Source organism: Blautia sp. DFI.9.10, from assembly GCF_024461705.1.
In the GTDB taxonomy this organism is placed as follows: Bacteria; Bacillota; Clostridia; order Lachnospirales; family Lachnospiraceae; genus Blautia_A; species Blautia_A fusiformis.
The window spans coordinates 113,357-134,318 of record NZ_JANGAA010000003.1 but is presented as its reverse complement, the minus strand read 5'-3'; the positions used below and the strand labels follow the sequence as shown (position 1 = coordinate 134,318).

The following is a 20,962-nucleotide window of genomic DNA, read 5'->3' as shown; positions in this document are numbered from 1 at the left end:
AATACGATATGGTTTTTGGTTGATACTTGAAGTTATTGCGCTGTGTGTCGGTATGATTTATAACGCGAGAACTGTACGGGCTGAACCTGAAGTGCAGCAGCCGGCCAGAAAGGTAACAGAAGTTGTTACTGAAAAATGGACTGTGATCAGTGGAAAACGTCTGGATCTTATCCTGAAATATATGGGAGATATAAATTTTGAAAAAGAAGGAATCAGTCTTCGTATCCCTGCTTCTGTGGCACAAAGTTGGAAGGTAGCAGAGAATGGTACAATACAGGCACTGGTACAAAAGGTTTCCAATCATTCATATGAAATAAAGATCTATAAAGGCACTCAGAAGATCACGGATATTCCGGGGAGCCGGATCATGATACCGGTAAAAGAGATGTTTCCCAACGGAGGTCCGGAAACTATGGAAATTACGGATTCCAGAGGAAGAAAACTAAAGACATTCCTGGATAAAAAGCAGGATCTTCTGATCGTTGACACGGACGAGACAGGAATCTTCTGCGTAAGAGGTCGGAAAATAGATGATATAGAAGAGAATCCTTTTGCAGTGGCAGTCCTGACGACAGCAACAATGATAACAGTGCTGATCGTAGGAATCCGAAGCAGATCCGGAAAGCGAGGTGACAGTCATAAAGGAGAAAAGTAGGCAATGGATCCTGATCTTTGGACTTACTGTGGTGTTATCTATGACTGCTTTTTTTATGATGTATCTCATAAATAATGAATATACAGCGAAAGGCGAGCAGCCCATTCAGGGAATCCTTTGTCTGGATGATAAAGATGCGGCGGCAAAGCTACATTATCTTGCCAGGGAATGGCAATATTTTCCGGGAAAGCTGCTTACACCTGAGATGCTGAAAAAGGATCCAGGATATTACAGTTGTTATATTTCGATCGGAGAACGTAATGAAATGGAGCTGGGGAATAAAGAGGCTTCTACGTATGGATGTGGGACATACCGGATGTTTCTGATCCTGCCCGAAGAGGAAAAAATCTGGGCGATATCTATGGCGGAGGTTTTTTCCGCATACCGAATCTATATCAATGGAGAACTGGCCGGGGAAGTGGGGGATCCTGACGAAAAAACCTATATGGACCGGGTCATGAACCGTGTTTTTACGTTTCAGGGATCCGGGGTTGTGGAGATTGTCATAGCAGTAGCAGACAAAAGCCATATCAGATCCGGAATCCAGGCTATTCCGGTTTTGGGATCTCCGGTTCGTGTAAGCATACAGAGAGGACTGCGGGTACTCGGAAGCGGCTGTGCCATTGCGTTCTGTATCTGTATCATGTTTGGGACTCTTATGGTACATGTCAGAACCAGGACAAAAGAATTTGCTATTTTTAATCTGGTCTGTCTCTGTGTGGCAGGATATTCGTTATGCTCCCTGGTACATAATTTTTTTCTTCTTCCCACAAAGCCCTGGTATGCCCTGGAAACTATGATCTATTATCTGATCCTTTCCTGCATGATCCGGCTTGAGGATTGTATTATAGGAAAAAAAAGGGGCATATATCTGTTTCTTTTGATCGATCTCTGGATCGTAGTAGCTTTCTTTCTGGAGATTTTTGCGGATATACTTCCTTCAGCCAGGCTTCTTTATGATGTTGTCTGGATCAGTGAGGCAGTCAAATGGGTGGCAGCGATCTATATGCTGCTCAATACTTTTGGAGAAACAGATTGCAGATATGGAAAGATTGTTTTGGTGGGAACAACGATTTATGCCTGTTCCCTTGTGGCAGATCGGATAGGGTATCTTTATGAGCCGATTTTGGGAGGAGGTTTCCCGGAGACAGGTGGGCTGATACTGACAGCTGCGTTTGGCTGTGTTCTGTGGAGAGATCTGTCAGAAGCATATAAGATCCGTCTGACTTATGAGGTATACAGTCATCAGACTGAACTTCGTCTCCTTGCCCAGAAAAATCATTACGACCGATTAAAAGAACAGATGGAAGAAACCAGCCGTGTCCGTCATGATATGCGTCAGCACCTTCGTGTTCTGTCTGCATTACTGGAACGTGAGCAGTATGGAGAAATGCAGAAATACCTTTGCCGGTATACCCGGGAATTCCAGGAACGTTTGCCCTATCATTCTTACTGTAAAAATCAGGTTGCCGATGCGATCTTACATTATTATGAAGAATTATGCAGAAAAAACGGGATCGTTTTTCAGTGTCAGGTAGAAGCACCGGAAAAAACAGGGATCCAGGATACAGATTTTTGTCGTCTCTTTGGTAATCTTCTGGAAAATGCCATAGAAGCGGCACAGCTTTGTCCGAAAGGCAGTTCCAGATTTGTCCGTGTACAGATACGTACCAGAAGTAATAAACTTCTTATAAAAGAAGAGAACAGCTGCACAGATCCCTTACGCAGAAATAAAACAGGATTTTTTTCAGGTAAGCATTCCGGACAGGGGATCGGAACTGCGTCGATCATGGAAATTGCGGCACGTTATGGAGGGTTTGCGGATTTTCAGTCTGAAAATGGCATTTTTAAAGCTGAGATATTTCTTCATCTGACGCAAAGAGATACTGAAGATAGGCTTTACGGATAGCAGAAGAGCCACGTTTCCGGATCTGGACGACCTCTCCGTTGTCCAGAAGGAAGCCTTCTTCAGAAGCTTCCTGTATACGGTCCATATTGACGACACAGCCACGGTAACAGGAGAGAAAATTGGGACAGTCCCGGATCTGCTCCTCAAATTTGTGAAAGGTAAGATAAGAACGGACCGGACCGGCGTCGGTATGAAGGCACACTGCATTTCGGAATGTATCTGCATATAAAATACTGCGCAGAGGGACCCGGATGGGAACCCGGTCAGAAACGACTTCAATGTAACGGGATGCCAGTAAATGCCTGGATTGAAAGGAATCCAGAATGGAACAGAGTTTTTCTGGCTGAAATGGTTTCAGAAGATAATAGGAGGCTCCTACATCATAGCTTTCCACAGCGAAATCACTGCTGGTAGTGACAAAAACAAGGATGCAGTTATCGGACTGTCTTCGGATCCTGCGCGCAGCTTCCATACCTGTCATCCCGTCCATATAAATATCCAGGAACAGGATCTGAAATTTTCCGGGCTGATAATCTTCAAAAAATTCTTCTGCGCTGAAAAAATGACAGATTTCTGCCCGGATCTGTTTTTTCTCAAAATAGGAAACAGCGATATTCTTCAGGGCTTCTGCATCCGTTGAGATGTCATCAATAATTGCAATATTCAAAATAATATAACCTCCGGTTTATAAAAGAGTAGTAAAAATAGTATATCATAACTTTTATGTATATCCAATATCGGATTTTGGCCTGAAATGACGTATTGTGTAGAAAATTATCAGGAATGAACGTGCTTTTAGTAGATATTTAACATAAAAATGTCATATTTCATGGAAACTGTCATTTTGTCACAGGTCTGTTGTCATTTCCTGATAATTTTTTTACAATAGCGTCAAAAGATACGAAAGGCGGTGGATATACGAAAAATAAGGGCAGCAGCTGGCGACACCAGAAACTGTTGACCAAAATCCAGATAAAAAACAATCCCCCAAGAGGGCTGTACTTCCAGATTTGAGGTACAGCCCTTTCCCCTGTCATAACAGTGATTCTTGACGGAATCGTGGAAATTCGCTATCATGGAAATGATTTTTATATACTTTGGAAGAAAACGGAGAAAATGCGCATGAACATTCTTAATATAGAACATATCCACAAAATTTTTGGAGATAAGGTGATATTTGATGATATCTCCTGCGGCATCGATCAGGGAGAAAAAATAGGTATCATCGGTGTAAACGGAACCGGTAAAACTACTTTGCTCCGCGTGATCGCTGGAGAGGAAGAACCGGACGAAGGGCAGGTGATCACCCAGAACGGGATCCGGATCAGCTGGCTTCCCCAGACTCCGGAATTTCCGCAGCATATGACCATTCTGGACTATGTGGCAGAAGGCAAATGGCAGAAGGACTGGAGTACCGAAAGTGAGGCCAGACGCATGCTGAATACACTTGGTATTACCGATCAGAATATTAATATGGATAATCTTTCCGGTGGTGAAAAGAAAAGAGTGGCGCTGGCAAGGATGCTTTTAAATCCGGCTGACATTCTGATCCTGGATGAGCCTACCAACCATCTGGACGGAGAAATGGTCATATGGCTGGAAGATTTTCTCCGGAATTTTCGTGGGACGGTGATCATGGTCACTCATGACCGTTATTTCCTGGATCGTGTGGCAAACCGGATTCTGGAGATCAGCCACGGAAAATTATATTCCTATGCAGGAGATTATTCCAGATTTCTGGAGCTGAAAGCGCAGAGAGAGGAAATGGAGCTTGCCAGTGACCGGAAGCGCCGCAGTGTACTTCGGATGGAACTGGAATGGGCAGCAAGAGGCTGTCGTGCCAGAAGTACAAAACAGAGAGCAAGGCTTGACCGTTTGGAAGCACTGAAGGCGGGAAAAACCCCGCTGAAAGAGCAGAATGTGGAAATGGATTCCATTGAGACCCGTATGGGAAAGAAAACCATAGAGTTTCATCATGTAACTAAAACCATCGAAGGTCGTCTTTTGATCAATGATTTTGATCATATTGTTCTCCGTGATCAGCGTCTCGGGATCATCGGACCAAATGGCTGCGGTAAGTCCACACTTCTTAAAATGGCAGATGGACTGATCTTGCCGGATTCCGGAGAGATTCAGATCGGAGAAACGATCCGTATCGGGTATCTTGCCCAAAACGTTCCGGATATGGATGGAAGACAGCGGGTGATCGATTATATCCGTGAGGTGGCGGAATATGTTCCGACAAAAGAAGGAAGGATCACAGCTTCCCAGATGCTTGAGAGATTTCTTTTTGATCCGGCCATGCAGTACACTCCGGTGGAGAAGCTTTCCGGAGGTGAGAAGCGAAGACTGTATCTTCTGAAGGTTCTGATGGAGGCGCCAAATGTTCTTCTTCTTGATGAGCCCGGAAATGATCTTGATATTCCCACCATGACCATTCTTGAGGACTATCTGGATTCTTTTTCCGGCATCGTGATCACGGTGTCCCATGACCGCTATTTCCTGGATAATGTGGTGAACCGTATTATGGCATTTGAGGGAGATGGCCGGCTTGTCCAGTATGAGGGCGGTTATACGGATTATCTGGAAGCAAAGGAAAGAAAGGGACAGTCTCTGGAAACGCGTTCAGATATGAATGGCGGTACAGTACAGGGAGAAACAGCTGAGCCTGAGAAAAAGAAATCCGCTGCAGATACCTGGAAACAAAACCGGAAACAGAAACTGAAATTCACCTATAAAGAACAGAAAGAATTTGACACTATTGACGATGACATCGCAGCATTGGAAGAACGTCTGGAGCAGATTGACAAAGAGATGGCTGCCAATGCCACAAATGCGGGAAAACTCAGGGAGCTTTCCGACGAGCAGCAGGAAATCCAGCAGAAGCTGGACGAAAAAATGGATCGTTGGGTATATTTAAATGATCTTGCAGAACAGATTGAAAATCAGAAAGAGTAAAAGATATTGACTTCTCAGGCAAAACTCTAGTATCATAAATAACGGTACGTTAACCGGATAAACTGCAAAGCAGTTATTCGGTTATGAGTAGGTAGCGAATGCGGATTTCGAATATCCGCTTAACTTTTGGTACTCTGCAATGAAAATCCTTATACGGATGTGTATGAGGATTTTCACTACAGTGTACCATATGCATTCCGAAAAGATTTCGGACAGAGAAAGGACAACATATGTCAGAAATGGTAAAAGTCGTTGTAGATGCAATGGGTGGTGACAATGCTCCCGAGGAACCGGTAAAAGCCGCAGTGGAAGCTGTGAAAGAAAAAGAGAACATCCAGGTTATCCTTACAGGAGTACAGGATGTGATCGAAGCAGAGCTTCGGAAATACCCGGATTATCCTAAGGACAGGATTCGTGTGGTGCATGCGTCTCAGGTGATCGAGACTGCGGAACCTCCGGTCATGGCTATCCAGAAAAAGAAAGATTCCTCTATTGTAGTGGGATTAAATCTTGTAAAAAAACAGGAGGCCGATGCCTTTGTTTCCTCCGGAAGCACCGGTGCGGTACTGGTAGGAGGCCAGGTGATCGTAGGCAGGATCAAAGGGATCCGGAGACCACCTCTTGCTCCGCTGATCCCTACGGCAAAGGGCGTTTCCCTTCTGATCGACTGTGGTGCCAATGTAGATGCGAGACCAGATCATCTGGTACAGTTTGCGCAGATGGGTTCCATCTATATGGAAAATGTAGTGGGTATTAAGAAACCGAGAGTTGCTATCGTTAATAACGGTGCTGAGGAAGAAAAGGGCAATGCGCTGGTAAAGGCTACCTTCCCTCTGTTAAAAGCATGTAAGGATATCAATTTCATCGGAAGTATTGAGGCGAGAGATATCCCGTCAGGTTATGCAGATGTAGTAGTCTGTGAAGCTTTTGTAGGAAATGTGATCCTCAAGCTTTATGAAGGTGTTGGAGCTACTCTGATATCTATGATCAAAAAAGGTATGATGACAAACATTCGCAGTAAAATGGGAGCTCTGATGGTAAAACCTGCTCTTAAGGAAACCTTAAAATCATTTGATGCCAGTGAATATGGCGGAGCACCGCTTCTTGGTCTGAAAGGTCTTGTGGTCAAAAGCCACGGAAGTGCCAAAAGCGTAGAAATCCGTCATGCGATCTTTCAGTGCGAGCAGTTTAAGGAAGAGAAGATCAATGAAAAGATCGAGGAGTTTATAGCAGCTGAGCAGAAAGCACAGGCAGAAGAAAAAAGCGAAAAAAAATAAAACCGGGATTGCCGGAAATATTACAGACAGAACAGGAGGCGAACAGTCGTGGAACTGGAAATGCTGAAGACCATCATCGAAAAAACTCTGGGAAGAAATATGGATGCCATTACAGAAAAAACTACCTTTGTGGATGATCTGGGAGTGGATTCTCTGGATTTTTTTCAGATTCTTATTGATCTGGAGGAAACTTTTGATGTTCGTATCGCCCCGGAGGAAGCCGAGGAGATCGTTACTGTCGGCGATGCAGTGGAGACTCTTCGCCGAGTAACGAAGGGAAGAAGAAATGGAAAATAATTTAAAAAAGCTGGAGCAGACTATCGGATACCAGTTTACCGCAAAATCTTTACTGGAGCAGGCAATGACACACAGCTCCTATGCCAACGAAAAACACCTTGGAAAGCTTGGATGCAATGAGCGTCTGGAGTTTCTTGGAGATGCGGTGCTGGAGCTGATCAGCAGTGATTTCCTGTATAAAAAATTCCGGAATAATCAGGAAGGTGAGTTGACCAAGAAACGTGCCAGCATGGTATGTGAAAAGAGTCTTGCCTACTGTGCAAGAGAATTCGGGCTTCCGGAGTTTATCCTCCTTGGAAGAGGTGAGGAAATGATGGGCGGTCGTAAAAGAGATTCCATCGTTTCTGATGCCCTGGAATCTCTGATCGGGGCTATGTATCTGGACGGTGGATTTGAACCGGCACAGGCTTTTGTTATGAAATTTATCCTGAACGATCTGGAGGATAAGAGGATTTTTTATGACAGCAAGACAGTGCTTCAGGAAATGGTACAGGAAGGCGGAAATCATCCGGTGGAATATCGTCTTCTGAAAGAAGAGGGACCGGACCACAGCAAGAGCTTTACTGTGGAGGCGCTGATCAATGGAAAAAGTATGGGAACCGGAATCGGCCATACAAAAAAGGCAGCAGAACAGGCTGCAGCCCTAGAGGCAATACGCAGTATAAAATAACAGCAGGTGGCCAATGTATCTGAAAAATATAGAGGTGCAGGGATTTAAATCCTTTGCACAGAAAATAAATTTTGAATTTCATAACGGGATCACCGGCATCGTAGGACCTAACGGCAGCGGAAAAAGTAATGTTGGCGATGCAGTCCGCTGGGTTCTGGGAGAACAGAGCGCCAAGCAGCTTCGAGGCGGGAATATGCAGGATGTTATCTTTTCAGGAACGGAGCTTCGCAAGCCTCTGAGCTTTGCGTCCGTGGCTATTACACTTGATAACAGTGATCACAAGCTCCCGGTGGATTTTGAAGAAGTAACCGTTACCAGAAGACTGTATCGTTCCGGTGAGAGCGAATACCGCATCAACGGCAGCTCCTGTCGTTTAAAGGACATCAATGAGATGTTCTATGATACCGGTATCGGAAAAGAAGGATATTCCATCATCGGACAGGGTCAGATCGATAAGATCTTAAGTGGAAAACCCGAAGAACGCCGAGAGCTTTTTGACGAGGCAGCCGGGATCGTCAAATTTAAAAGACGAAAAAATACCACACTGAAGAAGCTTGAGGAAGAACAACAGAATCTGGTCCGTGTCACGGACATCTTAAGTGAGCTGACCAAGCAGCTGGAACCGCTGGAACGTCAGTCTGAGACTGCAAAAATATATCTGGCAAAAAGAGAAAATCTGAAAGAGCTGGATATAAATATGTTCCTCCTGGAATATGAACACACCGGAAATCTGATCCGCGAGCTGGAAGAAAAAACCAGGATCGCAGAAAATCAGTTAAAAGAAGCCCAGGATGCTCATAGTCGTACCAAGGATGAATATGAACGTCTGGAAAAAATACTGGAAGAGCTGAATGAGCGGATGGAGGCGTTGAGGGAAGAAAGCCGGGATCGTGCTATCCGTAAACAACAGCTGTCCGGTGAGATCAATGTTCTTCATGAACAGATCCTGGCAGGAGAGCAGAATGACAGTCATTATCGCAGCCGTCTTTTAGCAGTTCAGGAAGATACGGAGAAAAAATCTACAGACCAGGAGGCTCTGGAAGAGCAAAAAGCAGATCTTCAGGCAAATTTACGGGAGATCGACAGAAAACTTGCTGACGAGCAGAAAAAAATGGACAATATCCAGAGCAGCATCGAAGAATGCACCCAGGCAGTGGAAGATGGTAAGAATGAGATCATTGAGATCCTTAATTCCCGTGCAAACACCAAAGGTAAGGCACAGCGTTTTGATGCCATGAAGGAGCAGCTGGATATCCGGAAAGCAGGAATCAGTCAGAGGATCCTTTCCCTGAAAACCCAGGAAGAGGAGCAGCAGTCAGCGATCGATCAGGCACAGAAGGAATACGACACTATCACGAAGGCCATTCAGGAAACCAGAGAAGAAGGCAGCCGTCTTACAAAAGAGATACATGCCATACAGGAAACCCTTAAACAGCAGAATACACAGCTGGAAAAGGAACAGACGTCCTATCATAGAGAGGCATCCAGACTGGAATCCCTCCGCAATATCACAGAACGTTATGATGGATATGGAAACAGTATCCGCCGTGTCATGGAACAGAAGAATCATGTTCCTGGGATCCGTGGCGTAGTGGCGGATATCATTCACGTTGAAAAAAATTATGAGATCGCTATTGAGACAGCTCTTGGCGGAAGTATTCAGAATATCGTTACGGATAACGAGCAGACTGCTAAGCAGATGATCGAATTCCTGAAGAAAAACCGGTATGGTCGTGCGACTTTTCTCCCGTTAAACAGCATTTCTTCAAGAGGCGAGTTTAATCAGAGAGGTGCTTTGAACGAACCGGGAGCTATTGGTCTTGCCAGTGGCCTGGTAACTGCAGAGAAGGAATATGACGGTCTGATCGGATATCTTCTTGGCAGAGTGCTGGTGGTGGATCATATCGATCATGCTATTGCCATTGCCAGAAAATACCGACACAGTATCCGTATGGTAACGTTGGAGGGAGAATCCTTAAGTCCAGGCGGTTCCATGACCGGTGGAGCTTTTAAGAACAACAGCAATCTTCTTGGGCGTCGTCGTGAGATCGAGGAACTGGAAAAGAAGGTAAAAGAGCTGGCAGCCGGGTATAATGAGATCCGACAGTCCATGGAAGATAACCGCAGCAGAAGAAATGAGATGCGTGATACTGTGGCGGCGCTGCAGCAGAAATTTCAGGAACAATCCATTCAGCAGAATACAGCTAGGTTGAACATTGAACAGCTGGAGAAAAAAGCGGAGGAGATCCGCGGCGGTTATACCAGGATCGAGAGGGAGCAGGAGGAGATCCGTCTTCAGGCAAGAGACATGCAGGCAGATAACATAAAGATCACGCAGGAACTTGAAGCATCCAAAAGGGATGAGGAAGAGCTGGAAACGTTTATCGAGACCCGGCAGAAGGAGCTGGAGGACTGGAAAAAGGACGAAGCGGAGACTTCAGAGAAGCTGGAAAGGATCCGTCTTGACGCATCTGCATCCCAGCAGAAGGAAAGCTTCATAAAGGAAAATCTGCGGCGCCTGAAAGAGGAAATCGAAGTTCTTTCGAAAGAGAGGGAAGAAATTCTGGATTCTCTGGAAAAAGGCAGCCAGGAAACTGCAGAAAAGAGAAAGACGATCGACAAGGTCCGTAAGGAGATTGAAGGCTTTGCCGCAAAAGAAGAGGCGGCTGCAAAACAGCTGGAAAAATGGCAGCAGGAAAAGGAAGAGCGCACAAAAAGCCATAAGGAGTTTTTTGAAAAGCGTGATGAGCTGTCTGGCCAGATCAGTCTTCTGGACAAAGAATGCTTCCGACTGAAGACTCAGGCAGAAAAGATCGAAGAGAACCGGGAAGCAAGGATTTCCTATATGTGGGAAGAATACGAGATCACTCCGAATAATGCCTTGCAGTACAGGAAAGAAGAAATGAATGACAGGCATGTGATGAAGCAGCAGATCCATAAATTAAAGGACGAGATCCGAGCTCTTGGCTCTGTCAACGTCAATGCCATTGAGGATTACAAAGAACTTCTGGAACGGCATACGTTCTTAAGCGGTCAGTACAACGATCTTTTGGAAGCGGAAAAAACGCTGGAACAGATCATCCAGGAGTTGGATGAGGGCATGCGGAAGCAGTTCACCGAAAAATTCGGAGAGATCCAGAAAGAATTTGATAAAGCCTTCAAAGAACTGTTCGGCGGAGGCCGGGGAACTCTGGAACTTGCGGAAGACGAGGATATCCTTGAGGCAGGGATCCGGATCATTTCCCAGCCGCCCGGAAAAAAACTTCAGAACATGATGCAGCTTTCCGGTGGAGAAAAAGCACTGACAGCCATTGCACTTCTTTTTGCTATCCAGAATCTGAAGCCTTCACCATTCTGTCTTCTGGATGAGATCGAGGCTGCACTGGATGATTCCAATGTAGGACGTTTTGCGGGATATCTTCAGAAGTTGACGAAGAACACACAATTTATTATAATAACACATAGACGTGGTACCATGAATGCAGCAGACAGGCTTTATGGAATTACCATGCAGGAAAAAGGGGTATCCACGCTGGTATCCGTAGATTTAGTAGAGAACCAGCTTACCCAGTAGCAGAGGGGATGAATCAGTATGACAGAAGAAAAAAAAGGATTTTTTAAACGTCTGGTAAGCGGACTTACCAAAACGCGAGACAATATCGTTGCCGGCTTTGATTCCATTTTCAGCGGTTTTTCCAGTATTGATGATGATTTTTATGAAGAACTGGAAGAGATCCTGATCATGGGAGATATCGGCATTAACGCAACCACTTCCATTCTGGAGCATTTAAAGGAGCAGGTTGCTGAGCAGCATATCAAGGAGCCGTCCCAGTGCAAACAGCTTCTGATCGACAGCATCAAAAAACAGATGCAGGTAGAAAGCACAGAATATGAGTTTGAGAACCGGAAATCCGTGATCCTTGTGATCGGTGTCAACGGAGTAGGTAAGACTACCTCTGTAGGCAAGCTGGCCGGTAAATTAAAGGATCAGGGAAAAAAGGTCATCCTCGGAGCTGCAGATACCTTCCGTGCGGCAGCCGGGGAGCAGCTGACACAGTGGGCCAACCGTGCAGGCGTTGAGATCATCGGCGGCCAGGATGGAGCAGATCCGGCATCTGTTGTCTATGATGCCGTGGCAGCAGCCAAAGCCAGAAATGCAGATATTCTGATCTGCGATACCGCAGGAAGACTTCATAATAAGAAAAACCTTATGGAAGAGCTTCGCAAGATTTACCGTATTCTGGAACGTGAGTATCCGGAAGCATATTTGGAAACGCTGGTAGTTCTTGACGGAACCACGGGCCAGAATGCGCTTTCCCAGGCAAGACAGTTTGCCGAGGTCGCAAACGTTACCGGAATCATTCTTACCAAACTTGATGGTACAGCCAAGGGCGGAATCGCAGTAGCGATCCAGTCTGAGCTTGACATACCAGTAAAATACATCGGAGTAGGCGAAAGTATCGATGACCTGCAGAAATTTGATGCAGACGCATTTGTAAACGCCCTCTTTGACGTAGAAGAAAGGAGCTAAATACAAATGCTTACATTAGAGAGCTTTGAGGAAGCGGCAGCAAAAGTAAAAGAAGTGACACAGGAAACAAAGCTGATATACAGCAGTTATTTCTCAGATATGACGGGAAATAAGGTTTATCTGAAGCCAGAGAATATGCAGCGTACCGGTGCATATAAGGTGCGTGGCGCATATTACAAGATCAGCACACTTTCTGACGAAGAGAGGAACAAAGGTCTGATCACTGCATCTGCAGGAAATCATGCCCAGGGTGTTGCTTATGCTGCACATAAATATGGAGTAAAAGCAGTCATTGTCATGCCAACTACCACACCACTGATCAAGGTAGAGCGCACCAAGAGTTACGGTGCTGAGGTTATCCTTCACGGCGACGTGTATGACGAAGCCTGCGCACACGCACTTGCCCTTGCAGAAGAAAAAGGCTATACCTTTATCCATCCATTTGACGATCCGGCAGTAGCAACCGGTCAGGGAACTATCGCCATGGAGATCGTACAGGAACTTCCGCTTGTAGATTACATTCTGGTACCGATCGGAGGGGGCGGACTTGCTACAGGTGTCTCTACACTTGCGAAGCTTCTGAACCCACACATCAAAGTCATCGGTGTTGAGCCGGCAGGCGCAGCATGTATGAAGGCATCCCTGGAGAAAGGGGAGGTCGTAACGCTTCCTCACGTAAATACTATCGCAGATGGTACTGCAGTACAGACTCCGGGAAAAAATATCTTCCCATATATCCAGGAAAATCTGGACGATATCATTACCATCGATGATGATGAGCTGATCGTGGCTTTTTTGGATATGGTAGAAAACCACAAGATGATCGTAGAGAACTCCGGACTTCTTACTGTAGCCGCTCTCCGTCATCTGGATGTAAAGAATAAGAAGATCGTTTCCATCTTAAGCGGTGGAAATATGGATGTGATCACCATGTCATCGGTTGTACAGCACGGACTGATCCAGCGTGACCGTATCTTTACCGTATCCGTACTTATTCCGGATAAGCCAGGTGAACTGGTACGTGTTGCAAGTGTGATCGCTGAAAATCAGGGTAATGTTATCAAACTGGATCATAACCAGTTTGTAAGTACCAACCGAAATGCAGCCGTAGAACTTCGGATCACTATGGAAGCATTCGGAACAGATCATAAGAATCAGATCGTTGCAGCTCTGGAAAAAGCGGGTTGCAAACCGAGAGTGGTACGTGCTATACTGTAGGACGTGTTATATTGCAATAACTGAAACTTCTGACCGGACTGTTGCATATGATGTAACAGCCCGGTCTTTTGCGAAAATACCTGCATAGACAGAAAGGACAGATAAATATGTGTGGAATTGTAGGATTTACAGGTAGACACCAGGCAGCTCCGATCCTTTTAGATGGACTCTCCAAGCTGGAATACAGAGGATATGATTCCGCTGGAATCGCCGTACGTGACGGCGAGGACGAGACGGAAGTGATCAAAGCCAAGGGAAGACTGAAAGTTCTGTCAGAAAAGACAAACGGCGGAGAGACTGTACCGGGAACCTGTGGTATCGGTCATACCAGATGGGCAACTCATGGTGAACCTTCTGAGAACAATGCACATCCGCATATGACAGACGACGGTAATATCGTAGCAGTCCACAACGGCATCATTGAGAACTATCAGGAACTGAAAAATAAGCTCACCCGTAAAGGCTATACTTTCTATTCTGAGACCGATACCGAGGTAGCAGTCAAGCTGATCGATTATTATTACAAGAAATATGAGGGAACACCGGTGGATGCCATCACACATTCCATGGTACGTATCCGTGGTTCCTATGCCCTTGCGATCATGTTCAAGGATTATCCGGGTGAAATATATGTAGCCAGAAAAGACAGCCCCATGATCCTTGGAGTGGCAGAAGATGAATCCTTTATCGCTTCTGACGTACCGGCGATCCTGAAATACACCCGCAATGTATATTATATCGGCAATCTGGAGATGGCGCGTGTGAAAAAAGGCGAAGTCACCTTCTACAATCTTGATGGAGATGAGATCGAGAAAGAGCTGAAAACCATTGAATGGGATGCAGAAGCAGCGGAAAAAGCCGGATATGAGCATTTCATGATGAAAGAGATCCATGAACAGCCAAAGGCAGTACTGGATACGTTGAATTCCGTGCTCAAGGATGGAAAGATCGACCTCAGTGAAGTTGGCCTGGAAGAAGAAAGCATCCGGAACATCCAGCAGATCTATATCATAGCCTGCGGCTCCGCTTATCACGTAGGAATGGCAGCACAGTATGTGATCGAGGATCTTGCACAGATCCCGGTAAGGGTAGAGCTCGCTTCCGAATTCCGTTACCGAAAAATGGCCCTTAACACCAACAGCCTTGCAGTGATCATCAGCCAGTCCGGTGAAACAGCAGACAGTCTTGCAGCACTTCGTAAATGCAAGGAAAATGGTATTCGTACACTGGGAATCGTTAATGTAGTGGGATCTTCCATTGCACGTGAGGCTGATAATGTATTTTATACTCTGGCCGGACCGGAGATTTCTGTAGCTACTACCAAGGCGTACAGCACACAGCTGATCGCAGCTTATACACTTGCGATCCAGTTTGCAATGGTAAGAGGAACGATCACAGAAGAAGCCTACAGCAATTATATCAGTGAACTGCAGACACTTCCGGATAAGATCTGTAAGATCCTGGAAGATAAGGAGCGTATCCAGTGGTTTGCCTCAAAACAGGCAAATGTAAAAGATGCTTTCTTTGTAGGAAGAGGAATTGATTACGCTATCAGCTTGGAGGGCAGTCTGAAGATGAAAGAGATCAGTTACATTCACTCTGAAGCCTATGCTGCCGGAGAGCTGAAACACGGAACGATCTCCCTGATCGAAGACGGAACTCTTGTGATCGGTGTGCTGACCCAGCCGGATCTCTACGAAAAAACAGTCAGCAATATGGTTGAGTGTAAGAGCCGTGGCGCCTACCTTATGGGCTTGACCACATTTGGCAATTACAATATCGAGGATACCGCAGACTTCACCGTCTATATCCCGAAAACAGACCCGCACTTTGCAACATCCCTGGCAGTGATCCCGCTTCAGCTTCTGGGCTACTACGTAAGCGTAGCCAAAGGCCTGGATGTGGATAAACCACGAAATCTGGCGAAGAGCGTGACAGTGGAATAAAAATATATATGGACTATAGAGAAAGCCTCAGAGTATGTATGTGTGAAAATACTCTGAGGCTTTTTTATAAAATCTTTACGCAAAAATAGTTTCATGGTATCATATAGACATATGATGCTGTGAAATTATTTTGCTTTTCAGGGGATATTAAGAAGGGGTGACGGGTACATGCTTATGCCGGTAGTGCCAGAGAGGAGATTGAACTGAAACCAGAGTGCCCGGACAGCCATAGAGCAGATAAAGGAGAAAAATTATCCGGAGTCTTTACAGAAATGTACAGGGAATATCCTGGCTTGTGGGGATCAATTATAACAAACCAATCAACAGTGGTAAGCTTTTGGAGCTGCTGTCACAGTACAAATAATAAGATAGGAAAAAATATATGAAGAATACAGTGGTGATCTTTAATGCCGGTATCGGTGCGCTGACTCTTGGTTTTCAAAATGCCGGTTATGAGATTTTGAAAGCATATGAGCCGGACAGAAAAGTGATAGAGATCTATCAGGAAAATATAAGTCAAAATGTAACTGCATGCAGCCTTTCTTCCATAGATCCTGCCACAGTTCCGGACAGTGATGTCTGGGCTTTTGATCTGACGCAGTCGAAAGCAGAAGAGGTGTTTTATAGTTTGACCCTGGTGCAAAGAAGACGACCGCCGGCCATTCTTTTTGTTATGAAAAAGCAATTATGGAAAGGGTTCATAAAGGAGCACATTTTTCAGCTGCAAGAATATGGATACCATATCACGCATAAAAATATCCAGAGTTCGGAGGTTACTGCATTTCCGCTGCGGGAAGAATTTGCATATATTGTTTCAAAAAGAGTGAATGCTTCGGATATGATCATGCCGGTGCAGGTCCATAAGAGTAGTATCCTGTTGGATGGCTGGGTGGAAATGAATCCACAGGATTCCTGGTATTACAGAATTGATTTTGCGAAAGAGAAGATTGATGCTTCGCATGCCGGTGACAGCGTTTTGTGTTGGGAAAAAGGCGGTTATCGGGAATCCGGGCAGGTTCGTCTGAATCTGATAAAAATGCCGCTGATCCGTATCCATGGCGTCTATCATAAGATCACACACAAAGAAATAGCCAGATTAAAGGGATTTCCGGAAGATTTTCCACGTTCTGTGCCAAACAAAAGCCGGATGTACAGAAGCCTGATATATGCGCCGAACATAAAAGTGACAGAACAGGTCGTTCGCAATCTCTGCGTAGAACCCTATATAAATTCAGAGGGTGATGTGCAGATGAAAAACTGGGAAAATATGGCCCGCTTTAAGCAGCTTTTTGAAAAATACCTTACATATAAAGGGGTTTCTTTCCAAAGCGATGAATGGGTCTTTATGACCAGAATGTACAGTGATTCCAAAGAAATCGCTACACTTAAACGGTTGCAGAGTTATAGCCGTCTGGTTGGAAAAGCAGTGTCAGATCAGAAAAAGGATCTGCCATTACAAAATATCTGTGTAGTGGCGAATCTGGTCTCTGATGAGACTAAGAGAAAGTACGAAGAGGCGAAGCTTGGATATGTCTGGGACATCCGAAATGTGCTGTGGCTCTTTGAGGACTATCCGGAACTGAAGAACGAACTGATCTCGATTCTGAATTATTCGGTGGAAAACATAGAACCGGAGAGACCGGAGCCTTTTATCTTTGAGGAAAGCAGCCAGATGGAGAATACGGATCCGGAATCGGTTGCTGACAGCTATATAGCGCAGTTAAAAGTGTTGGAGACCGGTAGTGCAGCTTTCAAGAAATATGAGGAACTTTGTGTTTCTATTCTGAAATATATCCTTGGAGAATATCTGACTTTGTGGGAGCAGCAGAAGACAACAGAGGAAAATCTGTATCGTTTTGACATGTGCTGTAAGATCAAAAACGGGGTGACACAGGATTTTTTTGACACGATCTGTAAGTATTTTTCTACGAAGTATATCGTGTTCGAGTTTAAAAACTATGAAAAGCCTATTACTCAGAGGGAAATTTACACTACAGAAAAATATCTGTACGAAAAAGCTCTCCGTAAAGTTGCGATCATTATTTCCAGAAAAGGAGCGGATAAACATGCGAAAATGGCTGCACGGGGAAGTCTACGGGAAAGCGGGAAACTGATCATCTGCCTGTCCGATGAAGATTTGAAAGCGATGCTCCAGATAAAAAAAGAAGGGGAAAAAACAACGGGAGGGTATTTGGAAGATATTTTGGATGATATGCTGATGCGCCTGGAAAAATAGAAAATTTTGTGAAAAATAACTCAAAAATACTAATTTCGAAGGCAGAGTTTTAGAAGATGATCCGCTGCCTTCGAATTTTTTTATTTTCGAAATAAATCTGTTGTTGTAATATGGAAATTGATGTGGCATAATAAATGGGAAAATGTTAAAAATAAGAAAAATCCAGATTAAGGAAATGTAAGGTTGCATTTTCAGGATAACATGGCTCCTGACAGATTATGACAGGAAGCGAGTATGACAAAGGAGAAAATTATGGCAATTTTTTCAATGATCTTATCTTTGTTGTGTGGAGTATCATTATTTTTGTTTGGTATGTCCCTAATGGGCGATGGTCTGAAGCTGGCAGCTGGTAATAAGCTGGAAGCATTTCTTTATAAGATGACCAATACTCCGCTGAAGGGTGTCGCACTTGGTACTGGTGTTACCAGTGTGATCCAGTCGTCTTCTGCGACGACAGTTATGGTGATCGGTTTTGTAAACTCCGGTATGATGAAACTGAAACAGGCGATTGGTATCATCATGGGAGCCAATATCGGAACCAGTATTACTGGCTGGATCTTATGTCTTTCTTATATTGAAGGATCCAATGGAATCGCCAGCGTTCTTTCCACAGCAACTATTTCTGCTGTTGTGGCTGTAGTTGGTATTATTTTCCGTATGTTCTGTAAGCGTACCTTACATAAGAACGTGGGAAATATCATGCTTGGTTTTGCGATCCTGATGACAGGTATGCAGATGATGAGTGGTGCGGTATCTCCATTGCGTGAGAGTCCGATGTTCATCAAGATGCTGACTATGTTTTCCAATCCGATTGCAGGTATTCTCGTAGGTATCGCTTTTACTGCGGTACTCCAGAGTGCGTCTGCAACAGTCGGTGTGCTCCAGGCTCTTTCCGTAACCGGTATCCTGACATTTGCAAGTGCATTTCCGATCGTTCTTGGTATCGGTGTTGGTGCTGCATGTCCAGTTCTGATCTCAGCCATCGGAGCAAATAAGAACGGTAAAAGAACTGCTCTTGTATATCTGATCAATGACCTGTTTGGTCTGATCCTCTGGTCGGTGATCTTTTATACCGTGAATGCGTTTGTACATTTTACATTTATGGATATGACCATGACACCGGTAGCGATCGCACTTTTGAATACGGTGTTCCGTCTGGCAACGGTTATCGTGCTGTTTCCATTCATTCCAAAGATCGAGAAGCTGGTATGCTGGCTTGTGAAGGATGACAAAGAAGATCTGGAAGATGAGGCAGACTTTGATCTTCTGGAAGAGCGTCTTCTGAATTACCCGGCCCTTGCTATCGCACAGTGTCACCGTGTAATGAACGGAATGTCCAAGAAGCTCCGTAAGAATGTCAACAGAGCCATGAATCTTTTGAATGATTATCAGCAGGATAAGTATGATAAGGTTCAGCGAAAAGAGGATCTGATCGACAAGTATGAAAGTCGTCTAGGAGAGTATCTGATCCAGCTGACAAAGAGAGAGATGAATTCTGCACAGACAAGACAGACTTCACTGTATCTGCATACGATCAATGACTTTGAGCGTATCGGTGATCATGCTTCTTACATTGCTCATATGTCCAATGAAATGCATGATAACCATACGAATTTTTCACAGGAAGCCTGGGATGAGCTGAATGTTGTTATGGAGGCAGTTCGTGAGGATATCAATATAACCTGCAATGCTTTCATGAAAGACGATAAAGAAATGGCACAGAGAGTAGCACCTCTCGGAGCTGTGATCACAGGACTTTGTGATGTACTGAAGATGCGTCATGCAGAGCGACTGAGCCAAGGCAAATGTGGACTGGAAGAGGGAACGGTATTTAGTGATATCCTCAACAGTTTCTGTCGTATCGCAACTCACTGTGCAAGTGCTATGGTGGCACTTATGAAGAGCGGAGAGACAGGATCTGATCTTCATATTCACGATTCCAAGATTTATCCCACAAACAATGCGGACTACTACCAGTATTTCAAGGAATACGGACAGAAATATGATATTGGAAATCAGGAAGGCCATATGCTCAGCATGGAGCCGGAAGAAGTAGAATAAGAAATTCAGGCAGCGGAAATGTAGATATTCCGCTGCCGTTTTTGTTAGGGATTTGCCCTAACAATGAAAAAAGAAGGGGCTGTCGCACTAATTTTTTAGTGCGACAGCCCCTTTGTACTGAGGTGATTATAGTTCAGAGAACAAAATATGTCACTCCTCTATTTTTCATTACTTTTTGTAAAAATCATATAATTGCTGATAATTAGTAATAGGGGTTATCAAAATACAGATTTCATGATATGATAAATCTATCAGATAGCGTGAGACATATAATGGGGATATGTATCTCGCAGAAAGAAAAGGGAGGGTTTTATTATGGGTGAAAGTATGATCACATCGTTTGACGGAACGAAACTGTATCTGAAAAAAGAAACAGCAGCAGACAATAAAGCTGTGATCGTGATTTTCCACGGACTTTGTGAGCACCAAGGCAGGTACGATTATTTTGCGGAAAAACTTCATGAGGCGGGAATCGGAACCTATCGTTTTGATCACAGAGGACATGGACGGTCTGAGGGTGAAGAGACTTTTTATTCAGATTTCAATGAGCTTCTGGACGACACCAACGTAGTTGTGGATATGGCAATTGAGGAAAATCCGGATATCCCGGTATTTCTTCTGGGACACAGCATGGGTGGATTTACGGTTTCTCTGTACGGAGCCAAATATCCGGACAAAAAGCTCCGGGGGATCATTACCAGTGGTGCGCTGACCGCAGATAACGGCAATCTGATACGTGGTGTGCCGGGAGAAATGGATGTACATACGCGCCTTGCCAATCAGCTGGGTTCAGGCGTATGCTCTGTACAGGAAGTGGTAGACTGGTACGGAAAAGATCCATACAATAAACAGTCCTTTACAGCGGGGTTATGCTATGCGATCTGCGACGGACTTGACTGGTTCAAAGAGAAAAAAGCAGAGTTCCATTATCCAGTCCTTATGACACACGGCGAGAAAGACGGTCTGGTAAGTGTACAGGATACCTATGATTTCTTTAAAGAAGCAGGATCAAAAGACAAGCAGATGAAGATCTACGGCGGACTTTTTCATGAGATCTTGAATGAGTATTGTAAAGATGAAGTGATCGGGGATATGATCCGGTGGATGGAAGTGAGAATCTGAATATAAACAAATTGTTTTACAAGTAGCAGCAAAGCCAGGTGGAAACATATAACACCTGGCTTTCTTTTGCAAAGAGATTCTG

At 44.7% G+C, this 20,962-nt stretch carries 14 protein-coding genes; 13 read left to right on the top strand and 1 reads right to left on the bottom strand.

The genetic code is table 11. The features are described 5' to 3' along the window. Positions 1–52 precede the first annotated feature (52 nt). Both NE671_RS03005 and NE671_RS15900 read left to right on the top strand, forming a co-directional pair. On the top strand, positions 53–655 hold the full coding sequence (locus tag NE671_RS03005) for a hypothetical protein (protein ID WP_173740304.1): 603 nt from the start codon (positions 53–55) through the stop codon (positions 653–655). After that, positions 630–2,564, top strand: coding sequence for a sensor histidine kinase (locus tag NE671_RS15900; RefSeq protein WP_256163666.1), 1,935 nt, complete (start codon positions 630–632; stop codon positions 2,562–2,564). The genes NE671_RS03005 and NE671_RS15900 overlap by 26 nt, the downstream gene beginning before the upstream one ends. Here NE671_RS15900 and NE671_RS02995 read toward each other — a convergent pair. Continuing rightward, positions 2,503–3,231: a LytR/AlgR family response regulator transcription factor gene (locus NE671_RS02995; RefSeq protein ID WP_114002550.1), complete on the bottom strand. Its 729-nt coding sequence runs from the start codon at positions 3,229–3,231 to the stop codon at positions 2,503–2,505. The two genes, NE671_RS15900 and NE671_RS02995, sit on opposite strands and share 62 nt — an antisense overlap. Positions 3,232–3,686: 455 nt before the next feature. Here NE671_RS02995 and NE671_RS02990 point away from each other — a divergent pair, with 455 nt between their 5' ends. The 11 genes from NE671_RS02990 to NE671_RS02940 all read left to right on the top strand — a co-directional run bounded on the left by NE671_RS02990 (position 3,687) and on the right by NE671_RS02940 (position 20,880). Further along, complete coding sequence (locus NE671_RS02990) at positions 3,687–5,522, top strand: ABC-F family ATP-binding cassette domain-containing protein (RefSeq protein WP_161209797.1); 1,836 nt, start codon at positions 3,687–3,689, stop codon at positions 5,520–5,522. Positions 5,523–5,752: 230 nt separating this feature from the next. Then, positions 5,753–6,799 carry a phosphate acyltransferase PlsX gene (gene plsX, locus NE671_RS02985; protein ID WP_021652553.1) on the top strand — a complete coding sequence of 349 codons (1,047 nt, stop codon included), beginning with the start codon at positions 5,753–5,755 and terminating at the stop codon, positions 6,797–6,799. Between the two features lie 48 nt (positions 6,800–6,847). After that, complete coding sequence (locus tag NE671_RS02980) at positions 6,848–7,096, top strand: acyl carrier protein (protein WP_021652554.1); 249 nt, start codon at positions 6,848–6,850, stop codon at positions 7,094–7,096. After that, a complete protein-coding gene (rnc, locus tag NE671_RS02975; RefSeq protein ID WP_022427036.1) occupies positions 7,086–7,766 on the top strand; it encodes a ribonuclease III in 681 nt (226 codons plus the stop codon). Before NE671_RS02980 ends, rnc begins: the two co-directional genes overlap by 11 nt. A gap of 13 nt (positions 7,767–7,779) precedes the next feature. Then, complete coding sequence (smc, locus tag NE671_RS02970) at positions 7,780–11,340, top strand: chromosome segregation protein SMC (protein WP_256163664.1); 3,561 nt, start codon at positions 7,780–7,782, stop codon at positions 11,338–11,340. Between the two features lie 18 nt (positions 11,341–11,358). Next, complete coding sequence (gene ftsY, locus NE671_RS02965) at positions 11,359–12,297, top strand: signal recognition particle-docking protein FtsY (RefSeq protein ID WP_256163662.1); 939 nt, start codon at positions 11,359–11,361, stop codon at positions 12,295–12,297. 6 nt (positions 12,298–12,303) lie between these two features. Next, positions 12,304–13,515 (top strand): threonine ammonia-lyase, encoded by a 1,212-nt coding sequence (ilvA, locus tag NE671_RS02960; RefSeq protein WP_015525229.1) that lies wholly within the window; start codon positions 12,304–12,306, stop codon positions 13,513–13,515. A 107-nt stretch (positions 13,516–13,622) separates the two neighbouring features. Further along, the gene (glmS, locus tag NE671_RS02955; RefSeq protein WP_022427034.1) at positions 13,623–15,461 is read left to right on the top strand and encodes a glutamine--fructose-6-phosphate transaminase (isomerizing); all 1,839 of its coding nucleotides are present in this window, start codon (positions 13,623–13,625) and stop codon (positions 15,459–15,461) included. 382 nt (positions 15,462–15,843) lie between these two features. Next, the gene (locus tag NE671_RS02950; protein WP_256163661.1) at positions 15,844–17,697 is read left to right on the top strand and encodes a DNA cytosine methyltransferase; all 1,854 of its coding nucleotides are present in this window, start codon (positions 15,844–15,846) and stop codon (positions 17,695–17,697) included. 252 nt (positions 17,698–17,949) lie between these two features. Continuing rightward, positions 17,950–19,758, top strand: coding sequence for a Na/Pi cotransporter family protein (locus NE671_RS02945; protein ID WP_173740301.1), 1,809 nt, complete (start codon positions 17,950–17,952; stop codon positions 19,756–19,758). 315 nt (positions 19,759–20,073) lie between these two features. Continuing rightward, on the top strand, positions 20,074–20,880 hold the full coding sequence (locus NE671_RS02940; protein ID WP_173740300.1) for an alpha/beta hydrolase: 807 nt from the start codon (positions 20,074–20,076) through the stop codon (positions 20,878–20,880). Positions 20,881–20,962 lie beyond the last annotated feature (82 nt).